Below are 18384 nucleotides of genomic sequence, written 5' to 3' on the forward strand. Positions count from 1 at the left end.
AGGACGCTAGGGTCTCACCATGTTGTTGTTCTCGCGCACGATGCGCCCCCTTATCGTCTATGGCCTGATCGCCAGCCTCGTCACCGGTGTCGCACCGACGCTTGCTGGACAGACCGTACCGGCCGCCCCCGGCACGGCCGCCGACAGCCCCGAAAGCGCGATCGCGAGCCGCGATGCGTGGCTCTACAAGGGCAGCGACATCGCGCCCGATCCGGCGTGGCATTTCGGAACGCTCAAGAACGGGCTGCGCTATGCGGTCCGCAAGAACGGCGTGCCGCCCGGGCAGATTTCGGTGCGGGTGCGCATCGATGCGGGTTCGCTCTACGAGCAGGACAGCGAGCGCGGCTTCGCGCATCTGATCGAGCATCTGTCGTTCCGCGGTTCCAAATACGTACCCGATGGCGAGGCCAAGCGAATCTGGCAGCGGATGGGCACGACCTTCGGATCGGACACCAACGCGCAGACCACGACGACCCAGACCGTGTTCAAGCTCGATCTACCCTCGGCGACTCCGGCGGGGATCGACGAGAGTCTCAAGATCATGTCGGGCATGGTCTCCGCCCCCAACATCACGCCCGAGGCACTCAATGCCGAGCGCCCCGCCGTGCTCGCCGAGCAGCGCGAGCAGCCGGGCGCGCAGGTGCGCTTCCTCAACGCGCTCAACGCCACGCTGTTCGCGGGCCAGCCGCTCGCTGACCGCTCGCCGATCGGCAACATCAAGACACTTGAGGCCGCGACTGCTGACTCGGTGCGCGCCTTCCACGATCGCTGGTATCGCCCCTCGCGCGTGCTGGTGTCGATTGCCGGTGATGCCGACCCGGCGACGATCGAGCCGATCATCGCCAAATATTTCGGCGGCTGGCAGGGCATCGGCCCCGCCCCCGCCGACCCCGATTTCGGCACGCCCGACGCCAAGCAGCCGACCGCCGCGACGATCGTCGAGCCCAGCCTGCCCACGCGAATCACACTCGCGGTGGTGCGGCCGTGGCATTTCAACAACGACACGATCCTGTTCAACCAGGCACGGCTGGTCGATCAGGTCGCGCTCGCGGTCATCAACCGGCGGCTCGAGGCGCGGGCGCGCGCCGGCGGCAGCTATATCGCCGCGCAAGCCGCGCTCGACGATCCGTCGCGCTCGGCCAATGTGACGATCGTGTCGATCCTGCCGGTCGGCAACGATTGGGAAGCAGCACTTCGCGACGTCCGCTCGGTGATCGCCGCCGCGCAGGCGCGTGCGCCCAGCCAGGCCGAGATCGACCGCGAACTCGCCGATCTCGAAGTCAGCTTCCGCACCAGCGTCGATACCGCGCGCGCCGAAGCCGGATCGAAGCAGGCCGACGACATGGTGCAGGCGCTCGACATCCGCGAGACGACGACCGCGCCCGATACGATCCTCAAGGTCTATCACGATGCCCTCGCCAAGAAGATGTTCAACCCCGCCGCCGAACTCGCCTCGACCAAGCGCGTGTTCGAGGGCACCGCGACGCGCGCGCTGCTGAGCCTGCAAACGCCCGACGATGGCGCCACGGCCAAGCTCACCACCGCGCTGACCGCCAAGGTCTCGGCGGTAGGCCGGGCCCGCGCGCAGGGCGCGGTGTCGTTCGCGAAGCTGCCGGCACCCGGCGGCAAGCCCGCCACGATCGTATCACGCGAGAAGGTGACCCGGTTCGGGGCGGACATGGACCTGACCAGCGTCGCCTATTCGAACGGCGCGAAGCTGATGGTCTATTCGACCAACGCCGAGGACAATCGCATCTACGTGCGCGTGCGCTTTGGCGGCGGCTACAACGCGCTGCCCGCCGACAAGGCGACGCCGGCCTGGGCGGCCGAGATGGCGCTGGTCGAAGGTGGCATCGGCAAGCTGCGCCAGGGCGACCTCGACCAGATGACCGCCGGACGGCGGATCGGGCTCGACTTCGATATCGAGGATGACGCCTTCTCGCTGTCAGGGCAGACATCGCCCGCCGATTTCGCCGACCAGATGAAGCTGCTCGCCGCCGAACTCGCCGCACCCGGCTGGGACCCCAATCCGGTGCTGCGCGCGAAGAGCGTCGCGCTGGCGGGCTATGCCGGTCTCGGCGCGTCGCCCGGTGGCGTGCTGTCGCGTGACCTCGAACGGCTGCTACGCGATGGCGACCAACGCTGGGGTTCGCCCAGCCGCGCGCAGATCGAGGCACTGACGCCGCAGTCCTTCCGCGCTTTGTGGGAGCCGCTGATGAAGTCGGGGCCGATCGAGGTACAGGTGTTCGGCGACGTGCCCGCCGATCTCGCGATCGCGACCGTGGGCAAGACGATCGGCGCGCTGCCGCCGCGCGCCGCCGCCGCCGCGTCCCCGCCGCCGGTGCGCTTCCCGGCGCACAACGCGGCCCCGGTCGTGCTGACTCATGACGGCCCCGAGAACCAGGCGGCGGCGGTGATCGCCTGGCCGACCGGGAGCGGCGTCGAGGGACTGACCGATTCGCGGCGGCTCGATGTGCTGGCGTCGATCTTCAGCGATCGGCTGTTCGACCAGCTCCGCTCGCAGGCGGGCGCGAGCTACAGCCCCAACGTGTCGAGCACCTGGCCGATCGGGCTGCCCGGCGGCGGGCGGATGATCGCGGTCGGGCAGGTCACACCCGAAAACGTGCCGTTGTTCTTCCGCCTGTCACGCAGCATCGCGGCCGACCTTGTCGCCAACCCGATCAGCGACGACGAGCTGAAGCGCACAATCGGGCCGATGATGCAGTCGATCATGCGCCAGTCGACCGGCAACCAGTTCTGGATGCTGCAACTGACCGGCGCATCCTATGATCCGCGCCGGATCGATGCGCTGGCGCGGCTGTACCACGACGTCTCGACGATGACGGCGGCGGATCTGCAGGCGACCGCGCGCAAATATCTGCGGCCCGAGGCGGACTGGACGATGGACGTGGTGCCGAAAGCCGCGGCCAAATAGCACGGTTTTCACGTTGGTGAGGTGTTGACGCGAGCCGGCTTCGGGGCCACATGCCCAATCGGAACGATCTTGTCCGATTTGAGAACCGCTCGCAAATGCGCCTTTCCAGCCTGACCGATTATGCCGTCGTGATGCTGGCGGCGGCTGCCCGCCGCTGCGGCGGGGCGGCGCGGCTCAACGCGACATTGCTCGCGGAGGAAACCGGGCTGCCGCTGCCGACCGTGCAGAAGCTGGTCAGCAAGCTCTCCGCCGCCGGGCTGATCGAAAGCGCGCGTGGCACTGGCGGCGGTTTCCGCCTTTCGCGCCCGCCGTCGGCGATCACGCTCGCCGAGATCGTCGAGGCAATCGAGGGGCCGATCGCGCTGACCGCGTGCGTCGAACCGAGCACGCATGAATGTGCGATCGAGGGCGACTGCCGAGTCAAGCCGCACTGGAACGTGGTCAATGGCGCGGTGCGCGGCGCGCTGGCGAACGTATCGCTGGCCAGCCTCTCTTCTCCCGTCCCGCTTGCGGGAGCGCCTGTTCCAGTCGCAGTCGAAACACTTGGGGACACACCCTCCCCTAACCCTTTCCGCACGCGGGAGGGGGATTTGGTGAGGAACGCATAATGGCCACCCGCAACGCAGACGCCTTCGCAGCGGCGAACAAGACCTACGAATGGGGTTTCAGCTCGGACATCGAGCAGGACTTCGCCCCCAAGGGGCTGAGCGAGGACACAGTCCGCTTCATCTCGGCCAAGAAGAACGAGCCGGCATGGATGCTCGACTGGCGGCTCAAGGCGTATCGCCACTGGCTGACCATGCCTGCGCCCGATTGGGCCAAGCTCGACATCCCGCCGATCGATTATCAGGATGCCTATTATTACGCCGAGCCGAAGGCCAAGCCCAAGCTCGGCTCGCTCGACGAGGTCGATCCCGAAATCCTGCGCGTTTACGAAAAGCTCGGCATCCCGATCGAGGAGCAGAAGCTGCTCGCGGGCGTGGAGGGCGGCACGCCGCCGCGCCGGGTCGCGGTGGATGCGGTGTTCGATTCGGTTTCGGTCGCCACCACCTTCCGCAAGGAGCTTGAGGCGGCGGGCGTGATCTTCCGCTCGATCAGCGAGGCGATCCGCGAATATCCCGATCTGGTGCGCAAGTGGCTCGGCAAGATCGTGCCGATGCACGACAATTACTTCGCGGCGCTGAACTGCGCGGTCTTTTCCGACGGGACGTTCGTGTACATTCCCGAGGGCGTGCGCTGCCCGATGGAGCTGAGCACGTATTTCCGCATCAATGCCGAGAATACCGGCCAGTTCGAACGCACGCTGATCGTCGCCGACAAGGGCGCGTATGTGTCGTACCTCGAAGGCTGCACCGCGCCGATGCGCGACGAGAACCAGTTGCATGCCGCCGTGGTCGAACTGGTCGCGCTCGACGATGCCGAGATCAAATATTCGACCGTGCAGAACTGGTATCCCGGCGACGCCGAGGGCAACGGCGGCATCTACAATTTCGTCACGAAGCGGGCTTTGTGCCAGGGCGCGCGCAGCAAGGTGAGTTGGACTCAGGTCGAGACCGGCAGCGCGATTACGTGGAAATATCCGTCGTGCGTGCTCAACGGCGAGAATTCGGTCGGCGAGTTTTACTCGGTGGCGGTGACGAACAACCGCCAGCAGGCCGACACCGGCACCAAGATGATCCACAACGGCAAGGGATCGCGTTCGACGATCGTGTCGAAGGGGATTTCTGCGGGCCGCTCGGACAACACCTATCGCGGGCTGGTGCGAGTCGCGGCGGGCGCCGAGGGCGTGCGCAACTTCACGCAATGCGATTCGCTGCTGCTCGGCAGCGAATGCGGCGCGCATACCGTGCCGTATATCGAGGTGCGCAACCCGTCGGCGCAGATCGAGCATGAGGCGACCACCTCGAAGATCAGCGACGACCAGTTGTTCTACGCGATGCAGCGCGGGCTGGATCAGGAGGCGGCGGTGGCGCTGATCGTCAACGGCTTCGCCAAAGAGGTGCTCCAGCAACTGCCGATGGAATTCGCGGTCGAAGCGCAGAAGCTGCTGGGGATTTCGCTTGAAGGGTCGGTGGGGTGAGCCTGACCCCGCAAGATGATGCGAAGCGCCTGAACACCCCTCCCCTGCAGGGGAGGGGTCGGGGGTGGGGCCTCTCCGCGAACGCTCTGGCTGTTTTGCACGGCCACGCCGCCACGATGCGCCGCAATCCGACCGAACCCGAGACGCGGCTGTGGGCGCGTCTGTCGCGCTCGCGACTGGGCGGATTCAAGTTCCGCCGGCAGGCGACGATTGGCCATGCCATCGTCGATTTCTTGTGCCCGTCACAGCGCCTGATCGTCGAGGTCGACGGCCACACCCACGCCGACCTTAATGACGATGCCAGACGCGATACCGCGCTGGCGGCGCAGGGTTACCGCGTCGTGCGCGTGTCGAACGAAGACGTGATGCGCAACATTGAAGGTGTTCTCGAGCAAGTGCTGTCAGCACTTGCGGAGATGCCCCACCCCAACCCCTCCCCTGAAGGGGAGGGGCTCGAGCAAGAGCCTGAACATGCTGAAAATTGAAAACCTCCACGCCGAAATCGACGGCAAGGAAATCCTCAAAGGCCTTTCGCTGACGGTGAATGCCGGCGAGGTCCACGCCATCATGGGTCCGAACGGCGCGGGCAAGTCGACGCTTGGCTATGTGCTCGGCGGCCGGCCCGGCTATGAGGTGACAGCGGGGTCCGTCCTGTTCCAACCCAACCCCGTTCTTGCTGAGCGTGTCGAAGCACGGGTCGAGAACGCAGCATCCGGTACACGCCCTTCGACAAGCTCAGCACGAACGGAGGAAGAGTGGGTCGATCTGCTCGAACTCGCACCGCACGAGCGTGCCGCCGCCGGGCTGTTCCTCGGCTTCCAATATCCGGTCGAGATCCCCGGGGTGTCGAACGTTCAGTTCCTGCGCGAAGCCCTGAACGCCCAGCGCAAGAGGCGGGGCGAGCCGCCGCTTTCGGGCGCGGAGTTCCTCAAGGTCGCGCGCGCGCAAGCGGCGGCGATCGGGATGGATGCCGAGATGCTCAAGCGCCCGGTCAACGTCGGCTTCTCGGGCGGCGAGAAGAAGCGCAACGAGATGGTGCAGATGGGCATCCTCGCGCCGAAGTTCGCGATCCTCGACGAAACCGATTCGGGCCTCGACATCGATGCGCTGCGCGCGGTCGGCGACGGCATCAACCGGATCATGCGCGCGCCCGACAAAGCGGTGCTGCTGATCACGCATTACCAGCGGCTGCTCGATTACGTGAAGCCCGATGTGGTGCATGTGCTGGCCGGTGGCCGGATCGTGAAGACCGGTGGACCGGAACTGGCGCTGGAGCTGGAAGCGGCGGGTTACGCCGAGGTGACGGCATGAGCGTCCTTCTCTCCTTCTCCCCTTGTGGGAGAAGGTGGCCGAGCGCAGCGAGGTCGGATGAGGGGGCGTGTGTCACGCTCCCCCTCACCCTCCCACTCGACTGCGTCGAGCGGGCCCCTCCCTCTCCCACAAGGGGAGAGGGGTTTTGAGCGCCCTCCCCACGCGCCGCGACGAGGCCTGGCGCTACTCCGATCTGGAGGCGGTTGCCTCGGTGTGGCCGCTGCCGGCGCCTGAAGTGATCGAGGTCGCCGCCGGTGAAAGCATCACCCGCGTCATCGTGCAGGATGCGCCGACCGATGGCGTCGCGATCCACGACGTGCACGTGATCCTGCACCCGCGCGCGACCGCGACCTTCCATGTCCTCAACACCGGCGGCAAGCTCGGTCGGGTCGCGATCGACGTGACCTGTCACGAGGGTTCGCATTTCGAACTCGGCGCGGCGATGCTCGGTGCTGGGGACCAGACGCTCGAGATCGTCACCACGCTCAACCATATCGAGCCGAACGCGACCTCGAACCAGATGGTGCGCTCGGTACTGGGTGGCCGTGCGACCGGCAGCTATCTCGGCAAGGTCGCGGTCGCGCGCGATGCGCAGAAAACCGATGCGAGCCAATCGATCAAGGCGATGCTGCTCACCCGCACCGCGACCGCAAACGCCAAGCCCGAGCTGGAAATCTTCGCCGACGACGTGAAGTGCGCGCATGGCGCGACGGTGGGCGAACTCGACAAGACCGGGCTGTTCTATCTGGAGAGCCGCGGCCTGCCGCCCGCCGAAGCCAAGGCGCTGCTGCTGCGGGCGTTCATCGGATCGGTGTTCGACGGCATCGCGGACGACGGCCAGCGCGAGGCGGTCGAAGCGGCGGCACAGGCCGCATTGGAGCGGATGCTGTGAGCGCAACCTCACCGTTCGTGTCGAGCGAAGTCGAGACACATATACGGAACGTTCGCGGCCAGTCCCTCGACTTCGCTCGGGACGAACGGAGGTAATATGACTGTCCTCGCCTCCCCTCGCCCGCTCGATGTGGTCGCCGATTTCCCGGCGATCCCCGACGGCTGGGCCTATCTCGACACCGCCGCGACCGCGCAGAAGCCGCAGGGCGTGATCGACGCCATCGCGCGCGGTTACGACACCACCTACGCCACCGTGCATCGCGGCGTGTATCAGCGCAGCGCCGACATGACGCTCGCCTATGAAGCCGCGCGCCGCCGCGTCGCCGGCTTCATCGGGGCCGCGGAAAACGAGATCGTGTTCGTGCGCGGCGCGACCGAGGGGATCAATCTCGTCGCGACCTGCTGGGCGCGCGAGCAGCTCAAGCCGGGGGACCGCATCCTGCTGTCGATGCTCGAACATCACAGCAATATCGTGCCGTGGCAGATGGCCGCCGAAAAGGTCGGCGCCGCGATCGACGTGGTGCCGCTCACGCACGATCATCGCATCGATCTCGATGCGATGGCGGCGATGATCCGTCCCGAGCACAAGCTGGTCGCGCTCGCGCATGTTTCGAACGTGCTCGGGTCGGTGCTCGATGCCAAGCGCGCGACCGAGATCGCGCATTCGGGCGGCGCGAAGATCCTGATCGACGGCTGTCAGGCAGTGCCGCGCCTGCCGGTGAACGTCGCCGAGATCGGCTGCGACTTCTACGTTTTCTCGGGCCACAAACTTTACGGCCCGACCGGGATCGGCGTGCTGTGGGGCCGGGCCGCGCTGCTGGAGGCGATGCCGCCGTATCAGGGCGGCGGCTCAATGATCGACCGGGTGACGTTCGAACGCACCACCTACGCGCCGCCGCCAACCCGGTTCGAAGCGGGCACGCCGCACATCGTCGGTGCGCTCGGGCTGCAGGCCGCGATCGACTATGTCGAAGGCATCGGGCTTGAGGCGATCCACGCGCATGAGACCGCGCTGGTCCGCCAGACGCGGGACGCTTTGCACGGGATCAATTCGGTTACGCTGTACGGGCCTGAAGATGCGGCGGGAATCGTCTCGTTCAGCATCGAGGGGGTGCATCCGCACGACATCGGCACCATCTTGGACGAGAGCCGGGTCGCGATCCGCGCCGGCCATCATTGCGCGCAGCCGCTGATGGAAACGCTCGGCGTGCCGGCGACGGCGCGGGCGAGCTTCGGGGTCTATAACGGGCCGCAGGATATCGAGGCGCTGGTGAGGGGCATCGAGAGAGTTACGAGGATCTTCGGATGAACGAGCAGAGCAGAATCGCGGTGGAACAGGTCGATGCGGTCGAAACGCCGCCGCGTGCGCGCGTGGACGATGTCGCGGCCGAACCGCGCCAGCGTGACTATCTCGAAGGCTTCCTGTCGCAGAAACCGGCGGGCGATGCGCCGGGCGAGCCGGGCGGCGCGCTGTACGAAGGCGTGATCGAAGCGCTCAAGGAGATTTACGACCCCGAGATCCCGGTCAACATCTACGATCTCGGCCTCATCTATGGCGTCGAGGTAACGACCGAAGGCCACGCCGTCGTGACGATGACGCTGACGACGCCGAACTGCCCGGTCGCCGAATCAATGCCGGGCGAGGTCGAGATGCGCGTCGGCGCCGTGCCGGGGATCGGATCGGCCGAAGTCAATCTGGTGTGGGATCCCGCGTGGGATCCGCAGAAGATGAGCGACGACGCCAAGCTCGAACTGGGGATGCTATGATGGCTACGCGCGTGCGCCCGGCGGCGCTCAACCTCACCGAATCCGCCGAAGCGCGGATCGCGGACCTGATGGCGAAGGCGCCTGACGGGGCGATCGGGGTCAAGCTCTCGACACCGCGGCGCGGCTGTTCGGGGCTGGCCTATTCGGTCGATTACGTCACCGAGGCCAAGCCGTTCGACGAACGGATCGACACGCCCGGCGGCACCCTGTTCGTCGACGGCGGATCGATCCTGTATCTGATCGGCAGCCGGATGGACTGGGTCGAAGACGATTTCGCGGCGGGATTCGTGTTCGCGAACCCCAATGCCAAGGGCGCCTGCGGCTGCGGCGAGAGTTTCACGGTGTAAGATCGTTGCCCCGGCGCAGGCCGGGGCAACGGTTATGTCACGTACCGCTGATGAGCGGGCTGACCAGACCGCCAAGCGCCGAGCGCTGGGTGATCGTCATGCGCGAGAGCATCGTCGCCTCGTCCTTGATCTGCCCCGGTGTCAGACCGGTGAACTGCTTGACCTCACGGATCATGTGCGACTGATCGTAAAAGCCGCGTTCGAGGGCGTCGTCGAGCGGCTCGCTGGTGGCGAGCATCGCGTTTGCGGCGCGCAAGGCGCGGTATTTGCGCGCGAGCAGCTTGGGCGGGACGCCGTACAGCGCCTTGCATTTGCGCTCGACCTGACGGCGCGACAACCCGGCAAGATCGACGAGAACGTCCATTTCGGGCGAAGGACTTGCCGCCAGCCAGCCATCGACCTGCCGCACGAAGCGCCGCGCGCCGGCATCCCCAGTCTTGACGAGATCGCGTACCAGAGCCTCACCGATCGCGACGCGTGACGCCGGATCGGGGTTCGCGCGCAGCGCCGCCGTGGCATCGCGCAGGCGTGCCGCGCCGAACAGCACGGTCGCGTCGATCGCGCGGTTCATCATCGTCGAGGCATCGTCGCCGATCATCGCCGCCCAGCCCGCCGGGGTCAGCCCCATGCCGAACACCTCCACCGGCCCTTCGGCACGCACCTTCCAAGCGCCGCTGGTCGGGCCGATGACATGGACTTCGGCCGCGTCCTGCACGCTGCCATCAGCCATGCGATATTCGGCGTGGCGCGCGCTAAGTCGGAAGCGGATCTGCGCATGGTCGGCGCGTTCGGTATCCTCGAACACCGGCAGATCGGCGTGAAAGTGGTAGAACAACGTCACGAACTCGGCAACGTCCTCGGTCGGAACCGAATAGGCCAGCTTGATTTCGTCCATGGATGCGCCCCCGCTTATGTGTGCGGGGGGTTAGCGCTGGCGACACGCAAAGAAAAGTGGCCCGGCTGCTAAACCAGCCGGGCCATGAAGGTGTAGGGCTCCCGGTCGAGAGCCCCTTGGGTCGCAAGCCGCTTTGAGCAGAGCGCCGCGGCACCGTCTTGGACGAATGCGACAAGCGTGCCGGTCCACGACACTTTAGATCCGCTACGAACCTAGAAAACGCCGGATCGGTCGCATCTTTGGCTTTTGACGGCTGCGCGGGGCGGTGCCATCAGGCGATATGATCTTTTCCGCAGTTCGCCCCCTGCTCTTCGCGCTCGATGGCGAGCGCGCCCACGGGCTGACGATCGACGCGCTCGCCGCTTGGGGTTCGCTCGGCGCGCCGTTCGGCGGGACGGTGCGCGATCCCCGGCTGGCGACTCGTGTCGCGGGGCTGGACTTCGCGACGCCGCTCGGGCTGGCGGCCGGGGTCGACAAGGACGGTCACGCGATCGACGGCTTTTTCGGACTGGGTTTCGGCAGCGTCGAGATCGGTACGCTGACGCCGCTGCCACAGCCGGGCAACCCGCGCCCGCGCCTGTTCCGGCTGGTCGAGGACAAAGCCGTCGTCAACCGTATGGGGTTCAACAACGGCGGCATCGACGCCGCGCTGCCGCGCGCCGCGCGGGCGAAGCGCGCGGGCGTGCTCGGCATCAATGTCGGTGCCAACAAGGACGCGACGGATCGCGTCGCCGACTATGTCCACGGCGTTTCGCGCGCGGCGGCGGTGGCGGATTACATCACGATCAACATCAGTTCGCCCAACACGCCCGGCCTGCGCGATCTCCAGCACGGCAGCGCACTCGCCGAACTGCTCGCCGCCGCCGACGAGGCGCGCCGGGGGCCGGGCAAGCAGCCGCCGCTGTTCCTCAAGGTCGCGCCCGATCTCGACTTGCCCGCGATCGACGCGATCGCGCGTGCCGCGATCGAACACCGGATCGACGCGCTGATCGTCAACAACACCACGATAGAGCGTCCGTTCGGCCTCACCTCCGCCTCGAAGGACGAAGCGGGCGGCCTGTCGGGCGCGCCGCTCGCGCCGCTCGCGCGCACCCGGCTCGCCGATTTCCGCAAGGCCACCGGCGGCGCGCTGCCGCTGATCTCGGCGGGCGGAATCGGCACGGGTGCGGAGGCCTATCGCCGCATTCTCGCCGGCGCCAGTCTGGTGCAGCTCTACAGCGCGCTTGTGTATGAGGGGCCGGGCCTACCGCGTCGCCTCAACCGGGAGTTGTCGGCGGTGCTCGCGCGCGATGGTTATGCCAATGTCGCGGATGCGGTCGGAAAAGGCTGAACGAACGGGTTGCTCCCCGGGCAAACGACGTTACGCTTCGCACCCGATGCAAAAAATCCTGGTCGCGCTCGCCCTCACCCTCCTCCCCGTCCCGCTCGCCGCCAAGGCGCCAGCGCAAAGCCCGCCACAGGGTATCGTCTCCGCCGCCGATCCGCGCGCCGCGGCGGCGGGGGCCGATATCCTAAAGCAAGGCGGCACCGCCACCGACGCGGCAATCGCGACGATGCTCGTGCTCAACGTGGTCGAACCGCAGAACTCCGGGATCGGCGGCGGCAGCTTCATGGTCTATCACGACGCCAAGAGCGGCAAGACGATCACGCTCGACGGGCGCGAGACCGCCCCCCATGCCGCCGATGCGAAATGGTTCTACGGCGACGACGGCAAACCGCTGAGCTTCCGCGACGCCTATCCGGGTGGGCGCAGCGCCGGTGTGCCGGGCAATCTGCGGATGATGGCGCTGGCGCATCAGCGCTACGGCAAATTGCCCTGGGCCAAGCTGTTCGCGCCGGCAATCGCCTATGCGCGCGATGGCTTCGTGGTGTCCCCGCGCATGCACAATGGTCTCGAACTCTATGGCCGACATGTCGAGGCATGGGGCCGCGCGCACCTGTTCACGCCCGACGGCCATGCCGTCGCGGTCGGTTCGGTGTTCAAGAACCCCGAACAGGCGGCGCTGTTCGACAGCATCGCGCGGCACGGCGCCGACAGCTTTTATACCGGGCCGATGGCGCAAAAGATCGTCGCCGCGGTCAACGGTGCGGAGCGCAACCGCTCGAAGATGACGATCGGCGATCTCGCCACCTATGACGTCAAGGATCGCCCCTCGATCTGTGGTACGTATCGTCGCTACAAGATCTGCGGGATGGGGCCGCCCTCGTCGGGCGGCATTTCGGTGCTGATGATCCTCAAGCAGCTCGAACGCTTCGACATGGCGAAGCTCGGGCGCGCGTCGCCGGTCGCGTGGCATCTGTTCGCGGAAAGCTCGCGGCTCGCCTATGCCGATCGCGACATGTACGTCGGTGATCCCGATTATGTGCAGGTGCCGATCGCGGGGCTGCTCGATGCCAAATACATCGCCGCGCGCTCGGCGTTGATTTCGCCCGAGCGTAGCCTCGCCACGATCGAACCCGGCCTTCCCGCCGGCGCGCCCAAGCGAATCCGTGCGCCGCTGAGCGAAGTCCCCGGCACCAGTGATCTCGCCGCCGCCGATGCGAGCGGCAACGTCATTCAGGTGACGACCACAATCGACGGCTATTTCGGCTCCGGGATTTCGGTCGATGGCGTGTGGCTCAACAACGAACTGACCGATTTCGACATCGTGCCCGAGAAGGACGGCTATCTCGTCGCCAACCGGGTCGAGGGCGGCAAGCGGCCGCGCAGCTCGATGTCGCCGACGATCGTCTACGGACCGGACGGCAAGGTGCGGTTGGCGATCGGCGCAGCGGGCGGGTCGACGATCATCGCGCAGGTGGCGAAGGCGATCGTCGGCGTCGTTGACTGGAAGCTGTCCGCGCAGGAGGCGATCGCGATGGGGCTGATTTACGCGCCCGGCAAGAGCGCGGTGGTCGAGGCAGGCACCGAACTGACGGCGATGGTGCCCGCGTTGCAGGCGCTCGGCGAGGATGCCAAAGTCGGGCCGCTCGGCCTCAAGGCCAACGCGGTCGAGCGCATCGGCACGACCTGGATCGGCGCGGCCGATCCGCGCAGCGAGGGCGTCGCGGTCTCGGCGGACGGCAGCGTGACCAAGATCGCGCGGCGCACCAACGAGTTGAATGGCGCGCATGAATAATCCGTTGGGGCGGAACCACCTAGGAGCGTAAGAGTAGGGAAAGAAGGCCCGATGACGGGTTGGCAGGAGCAGGGATGCGCAGGCTCGAACATTTTCCCAATCTGGTCGCGATGTTCCTCGCACGCGCAGCCGAGAAAGGTGACGCGCCCTTCCTCTGGCACAAGCCGGCCGGCGACTGGGTGCCGATCTCATGGCGGGTGGTGGCCGAGCATGTCGTGAGCCTGACCGCAGGGCTGAAGGCGATCGGGCTGAAGCCGGGCGACCGGGTGATGCTCGTTTCCGAGAACCGCCCGGAATGGTGCATCAGCGACCTCGCGATCATGGCGGCCGGCTGCATCACCGTGCCCGCCTACACCACCAATACAGAGCGCGATCACCTCCACATCATCGAGAATTCGGGTGCGAGCGTGGTGATCGTATCGAGCGCGAAGCTTGCGCGCACATTGCTGCCCGCAGCGATCCGGTCGAGCACGGTTCGCGCGGTGATCGGCATCGAGGATATCCGCCCCGGCCAACCCGGCGCGCTCGATTTCCACCGCTGGGCGGATGTGATCGCGGCGCACGCCTGCGGCCCCGAGACGATCGCTGCCACCGCCAGGCGCGAGGATACCGCGTGCATCATCTACACCAGCGGCACCGGCGGCGCGCCGCGCGGGGTGATGCAGCATCACGGCGCGATCCTTCACAACGTCGCCGCCACGTCGGCGATCATTTCCGAGGATTTCGGCTGGGACGACGAGGTGTTCCTGTCGTTCCTTCCGCTCAGCCACGCGTATGAACATACCGCCGGCCAGCATCTACCGATCGGGCTGGGCGCGCAGATCTATTATGCCGAAGGCATCGAAAAGCTCGCCGCCAACATCTCCGAGGTGCGTCCGACGATCATGGTGGTGGTGCCGCGGCTGTTCGAGGTGCTGCGCGCGCGAATCACCAAGGAGATCGAGAAGCAAGGCGGCGTCGCGCCCTGGCTGCTCGACCGCGCGCTGGCGATCGGCACCAAACGCTATCACGGCGAATCGAGCGTGCTCGACAGGCCGGTCGATCTGCTGCTCGGCGCGACGCTACGCCCGAAGATCGCCAAGCGGTTCGGTGGACGACTCAAGGCGATGGTCTCGGGCGGTGCGCCGCTTACCCCAGAAGTGGGCGTGTTCTTCGATTCGCTCGGCCTTACCCTGATGCAAGGCTACGGCCAGACCGAATCGGCGCCGGTGGTGTCGTGCAACCGGCCGTCGGTCGGCCTCCAGATGGACACGGTCGGTCCGCCGCTCGCGGATACCGAGGTGCGTATTGCCGAAGACGGCGAAATTCTTGTGCGCGGCGAACTCGTCATGCACGGCTATTGGCGCAACCCCGAGGAGAGCGCGCGCGTCCTCCAGAATGGCTGGCTGCACACCGGCGACATCGGGCTGATCGATGCAAAGGGCCGCATCAAGATCACCGATCGCAAGAAGGATATCATCGTCAACGACAAGGGCGACAATGTCGCACCGCAGCGGGTCGAGGGGATGCTGACGCTCCAGCCCGAGATCGCGCAAGCGATGATCTATGGCGATCGCAGGCCCTATATGGTCGCGCTGATCGTGCCCGATCCCGAATGGACCCAGCAATGGTGCGCCGCCAACGGCGATCCCTGCAATTTCGCGCGGCTGGCGGAGAACAGCGAGTACCGCACCATCATCGGTCACGCGGTCGAGCGGGTGAATCGCGATCTGTCGGTGATCGAGCGCGTGCGCCGATATGTTCTGGCGGAAGAACCGTTCAGCATCGAGAACGGGCAGCTCACGCCTTCGCTCAAGATCCGCCGTCACGTCCTGCGCGATGTGTATGGCGAGCGGCTCGACGCGCTGTATCGCAGCTGAACTTGCGCCCAATCCACCCGGCAAACACGGCGAATCGCAGTTTCGGTCAGTCAGATTGACCCAAAATCGCCACTTTTGCGACGAAATGCCGCCCGATCATTACGGAATCGATGCGACTCGCACGCGATTTCCCTACCAATCGCATCGGCTTTCTTTCATAAGGCCCTCGGACATTCAGGGCCGGGGAGGGGTGACACTAGGGTTGCCCAGGCAAAGGCCTGACCAACTATGGGAGAAACGTCCATGAAGAAGTTCGTCACGATGTCGCTGATCGCTGCTGCTGCTCTGGGTGCCGCTGCTTGCACCCCGAAGACCGAAGTTTCGAACGACACCATTGTCAGCAATGACACGGTCGTCGAAGAGTCGAACCTGACCACCATCGACGATGCGAACGTTGTGGACGCGAACGCGACGACCGCGAACGCGATGTGATCTGCATCGCGGGCGGCCCGGCATTCTGCCGGCCGCGCGCGATACTGACGCTTTTACCTATACCCGTTACGACGGGGGTCGAGTCGTTCCGGGTGCTCCCTGGACAAAAACCTTAGGGCCTGGCGCGATGCCAGGCCCTTTTTTATGGCCGCCTCCGCAGCCGATCAGGGCAGCAACACTGTCGCGCCCTTGGTCTTCCCCGCTTCGAGCGCACGATGCGCGTCGGCGACATCTTCGAGCGCGAAGGTCTGGCCGATATTGGCGGCGATCGCGCCACGCTCCAGCATCTCGAACATGCGCGCGATGCCGGCGGCGCGCTCCTCGGGCGTGACGTAGTAATCGAACATCGTCGGCCGGCTGACGAACAGCGACCCGCTGCGCGCGAGCACGCCGAGATTGACGCCATCGACCGCGCCGCTCGCGTTGCCGAAGCTGACCACCAGCCCGCGTCGCGCGGTCGCCGCGAGAGAGGCTTCCCATGTTGCCTTGCCGACCCCGTCGAAGGTTACGGCGACGCCCTCGGCGACGATCTCGCGCACCGCTTTGGCGGTATCGACCTGCTTGTAGAGGATGACATGCGCGGCACCAGCAGCCTTGGCGGTTTCGATCTTGTCCTCGTTGCCGACGGTCGCGATCACCGTCGCGCCGATCGCCTTCAACCAGCCGCACAGCAACTGGCCGACACCGCCAGCACCGGCATGAACGAGAACGGTCTGGCCGGCGCGCACCTTGGCGCAGCGTTCGACCAGAAACTCGGTGGTGCAGCCTTTGAGCATCAGCGCGGCGGCGGTGCGATCATCGATCGCGTCGGGCAATTTGAAGAGTTCGCGCGCCGGCACGTTGCGCTCGGTCGCATAGGCACCGCGCGTCGGGCCGAAGGTGGCGACGCGGTCGCCCGGCGCGAAATCGGTGACGTCCGCGCCGACCGCCTCGACCACGCCCGCCGCTTCGCTGCCGAGGCCGGCCGGCAGATCGACCGGGTACAGCCCGCTGCGATGATAGGTGTCGATGAAGTTGAGACCGACGGCGGAATTGCGCATCCGCACCTCGCCCGCCGCCGGCTCGGGCAGCGTCACGTCATGCCAGCCGATAACCTCGGGGCCGCCGGTGCGGTCTATCATCGCGATGCGTGCCATCATGCGTCCTTTGCGAAAGCGTGTGCGCGGCCTCGGCCGAACTTGGCCTGAAGATAGGCCAGTTCGTCTTCGGTATCGACATCGACGAGTTCGTCGGCGTCGGTGACGACGTGTTTGCCGGCGAGGATCAGATCGCGCGCGCCGTAGTCACCCTGGAGTGTTTCCAGCGCGTCGAAATGCGCCGCCCCGAACAAGGCCGGCGGGCAGGGCTGGGTTCCGTCGCTGGAGGCGACCACCGTCTCCGCGCCAGCGCTCGCATCGAACAGACGGTAGATATGCGCAGCCGTGACCCGCGGCATGTCGGCGAGCGCGAAAAGCACGGCCTCGCAACCGGTCGCACGCGCCGCCCGCACGCCGAGCCGCACCGAATAGGACACACCTTCCTCGGCGCGATCGTTGAAGACGACCTGATAGCCGCGCGCGGCGTAATCGAGATCGCCGCCGTCGCACACCGCGATCCGCGCTTGAAACGGCACCGCCGCCAGCGCGGTGACGACATGATAGCCGAGCGGCTTGCCGAGAAACGGTGCGCCGAGCTTATCGGAGAGGCCGAAGCGCTCGGACTTTCCCGCGGCGAGCAGCACCAGCGCGGTACGTTCCGGGACGAGTCGCTCACTCGGGATCATGGAAAGCCTTCACCATCGCCGCTGCGATCGACAAAGCGATCTCGGCGGGACCGATCGCGCCGATGTCGATCCCGACGGGTGCGTCGATCCGGTCAATGTCGCTGGCCGGTACACCCGCCGCGGCAAGCCGCTCGCGCCGCGCCGCGTGGCTGCGCCGCGAGCCGAGCGCGCCGACATAGCGTGTGGACGTGGCAAGCGCGGCGATCAGCGCGGGATCGTCGATCTTGGTGTCGTGGCTGAGCGTCACCACCGCCGTGCCGGGGCCGGGCGCGAGCGCGGCGACCGCCTCGTCGGGCCAGCGGTCGTCGAGCGTGACACCGGGGAAACGCTCGGCCGTGAGGAACCGCGCGCGCGGATCGATCAGCGTGGTGGCGATGCCGAGTTCGCGCGCCAGCCCGCACAACGCCTGTGCGATCTGCACCGCGCCGACGATCAGCAGCCGGCGCGGCGGATCGTAGCGGTTGACGAACGCGGCGCCTTCGGCCGGCCGCAGGCTCGACTGACCGGTGTCGAGATCGGTGGTGACCATGAGCGCCCTGCCCGCGTCGCGCGCGTCCGCGATCCGATCGAACAGTTCGGGATCGAACCCCTCCGCGCCGACCGGCTGCACCAGCACCGCGATCTGCCCGCCGCACGGCAAGCCGACCTCCCATGCCGCAGCATCGGCGACGCCATAGTCCTTGAGCTGGAACGGCGCACCGGCGATCACCTCGGCGGCGGCGGCAAGGATGTCGCTCTCGACGCAGCCGCCCGAGACCGAGCCTTCGAAGCGGCCATCGGCATGGACGAGCATGTGGCTGCCGCGCGGGCGCGGCGCCGATCCCCAGGTCGAGACCACGGTGGCGAGCGCCATCGGTGCGCCGCGCCACTGTGCGGCGGCGGCGAGGACCGAATCGTTATCCGCCATGCGGGCACGCTTGGTCGGGCGTCGCGGGCGAGTCTATCGTCAAGGTGTCATGATCCTGTTGCATCAGCGCGGGCGTGTG

At 66.7% G+C, this 18384-nt stretch carries 17 protein-coding genes; 13 read left to right on the top strand and 4 right to left on the bottom strand.

The features are described from left to right. The first annotated feature begins 19 nt into the window (after positions 1-19). From J0A91_RS02325 to J0A91_RS02365, 9 genes are all read left to right on the top strand, one after another. Positions 20-2935, top strand: coding sequence for a M16 family metallopeptidase (locus J0A91_RS02325; RefSeq protein ID WP_069203565.1), 2916 nt, complete (start codon positions 20-22; stop codon positions 2933-2935). A 95-nt stretch (positions 2936-3030) separates the two neighbouring features. Next, a complete protein-coding gene (locus J0A91_RS02330) occupies positions 3031-3543 on the top strand; it encodes an SUF system Fe-S cluster assembly regulator (protein WP_069203566.1) in 513 nt (170 codons plus the stop codon). Beyond that, entirely contained in the window at positions 3543-5015 is a 1473-nt protein-coding gene (gene sufB, locus J0A91_RS02335) for a Fe-S cluster assembly protein SufB (protein WP_069203567.1), read from the top strand. The genes J0A91_RS02330 and sufB overlap by 1 nt, the downstream gene beginning before the upstream one ends. After that, a complete protein-coding gene (locus tag J0A91_RS02340) occupies positions 5012-5500 on the top strand; it encodes an endonuclease domain-containing protein (RefSeq protein ID WP_240502170.1) in 489 nt (162 codons plus the stop codon). Before sufB ends, J0A91_RS02340 begins: the two co-directional genes overlap by 4 nt. Then, positions 5487-6326 carry a Fe-S cluster assembly ATPase SufC gene (sufC, locus tag J0A91_RS02345; protein WP_069203569.1) on the top strand — a complete coding sequence of 280 codons (840 nt, stop codon included), beginning with the start codon at positions 5487-5489 and terminating at the stop codon, positions 6324-6326. Before J0A91_RS02340 ends, sufC begins: the two co-directional genes overlap by 14 nt. 145 nt (positions 6327-6471) lie before the next feature. After that, positions 6472-7218 (top strand): SufD family Fe-S cluster assembly protein, encoded by a 747-nt coding sequence (locus tag J0A91_RS02350; protein ID WP_069203570.1) that lies wholly within the window; start codon positions 6472-6474, stop codon positions 7216-7218. Between the two features lie 96 nt (positions 7219-7314). Further along, complete coding sequence (locus J0A91_RS02355) at positions 7315-8526, top strand: cysteine desulfurase (protein WP_069203571.1); 1212 nt, start codon at positions 7315-7317, stop codon at positions 8524-8526. Further along, positions 8523-8984: an SUF system Fe-S cluster assembly protein gene (locus J0A91_RS02360; protein WP_069203572.1), complete on the top strand. Its 462-nt coding sequence runs from the start codon at positions 8523-8525 to the stop codon at positions 8982-8984. The genes J0A91_RS02355 and J0A91_RS02360 overlap by 4 nt, the downstream gene beginning before the upstream one ends. Beyond that, complete coding sequence (locus tag J0A91_RS02365; RefSeq protein ID WP_069203573.1) at positions 8984-9331, top strand: HesB/IscA family protein; 348 nt, start codon at positions 8984-8986, stop codon at positions 9329-9331. The genes J0A91_RS02360 and J0A91_RS02365 overlap by 1 nt, the downstream gene beginning before the upstream one ends. Before the next feature lie 37 nt (positions 9332-9368). On the opposite strand, the gene J0A91_RS02370 is transcribed toward J0A91_RS02365, so the two are convergent. Further along, entirely contained in the window at positions 9369-10226 is an 858-nt protein-coding gene (locus J0A91_RS02370) for a helix-turn-helix domain-containing protein (protein ID WP_069203574.1), read from the bottom strand. 280 nt (positions 10227-10506) lie between these two features. Between J0A91_RS02370 and J0A91_RS02375 the strand changes: the two genes are divergently transcribed. From J0A91_RS02375 to J0A91_RS02390, 4 genes are all read left to right on the top strand, one after another. Further along, entirely contained in the window at positions 10507-11556 is a 1050-nt protein-coding gene (locus J0A91_RS02375) for a quinone-dependent dihydroorotate dehydrogenase (protein WP_069203575.1), read from the top strand. A gap of 46 nt (positions 11557-11602) precedes the next feature. Beyond that, positions 11603-13345 (top strand): gamma-glutamyltransferase, encoded by a 1743-nt coding sequence (gene ggt, locus J0A91_RS02380; protein WP_069203576.1) that lies wholly within the window; start codon positions 11603-11605, stop codon positions 13343-13345. A gap of 74 nt (positions 13346-13419) precedes the next feature. Continuing rightward, complete coding sequence (locus tag J0A91_RS02385) at positions 13420-15204, top strand: AMP-dependent synthetase/ligase (protein ID WP_069203577.1); 1785 nt, start codon at positions 13420-13422, stop codon at positions 15202-15204. 243 nt (positions 15205-15447) lie between these two features. Then, entirely contained in the window at positions 15448-15636 is a 189-nt protein-coding gene (locus J0A91_RS02390; protein ID WP_069203578.1) for a hypothetical protein, read from the top strand. Between the two features lie 164 nt (positions 15637-15800). On the opposite strand, the gene J0A91_RS02395 is transcribed toward J0A91_RS02390, so the two are convergent. Genes J0A91_RS02395 through J0A91_RS02405 form a run of 3 tightly spaced genes read right to left on the bottom strand, consistent with a single transcriptional unit; the run spans position 15801 to position 18305 of the window. Beyond that, the gene (locus J0A91_RS02395) at positions 15801-16772 is read right to left on the bottom strand and encodes a quinone oxidoreductase family protein (protein ID WP_206364967.1); all 972 of its coding nucleotides are present in this window, start codon (positions 16770-16772) and stop codon (positions 15801-15803) included. After that, positions 16772-17398 (bottom strand): nucleotidyltransferase family protein, encoded by a 627-nt coding sequence (locus J0A91_RS02400; RefSeq protein ID WP_069203580.1) that lies wholly within the window; start codon positions 17396-17398, stop codon positions 16772-16774. The genes J0A91_RS02395 and J0A91_RS02400 overlap by 1 nt, the downstream gene beginning before the upstream one ends. Next, positions 17385-18305 (bottom strand): XdhC family protein, encoded by a 921-nt coding sequence (locus J0A91_RS02405; protein ID WP_069203581.1) that lies wholly within the window; start codon positions 18303-18305, stop codon positions 17385-17387. The genes J0A91_RS02400 and J0A91_RS02405 overlap by 14 nt, the downstream gene beginning before the upstream one ends. Between the last annotated feature and the right edge of the window lie 79 nt (positions 18306-18384).

The sequence above is a fragment of the Sphingomonas panacis genome (genome assembly GCF_001717955.1).
Taxonomy (GTDB): domain Bacteria; phylum Pseudomonadota; class Alphaproteobacteria; order Sphingomonadales; family Sphingomonadaceae; genus Sphingomonas; species Sphingomonas panacis.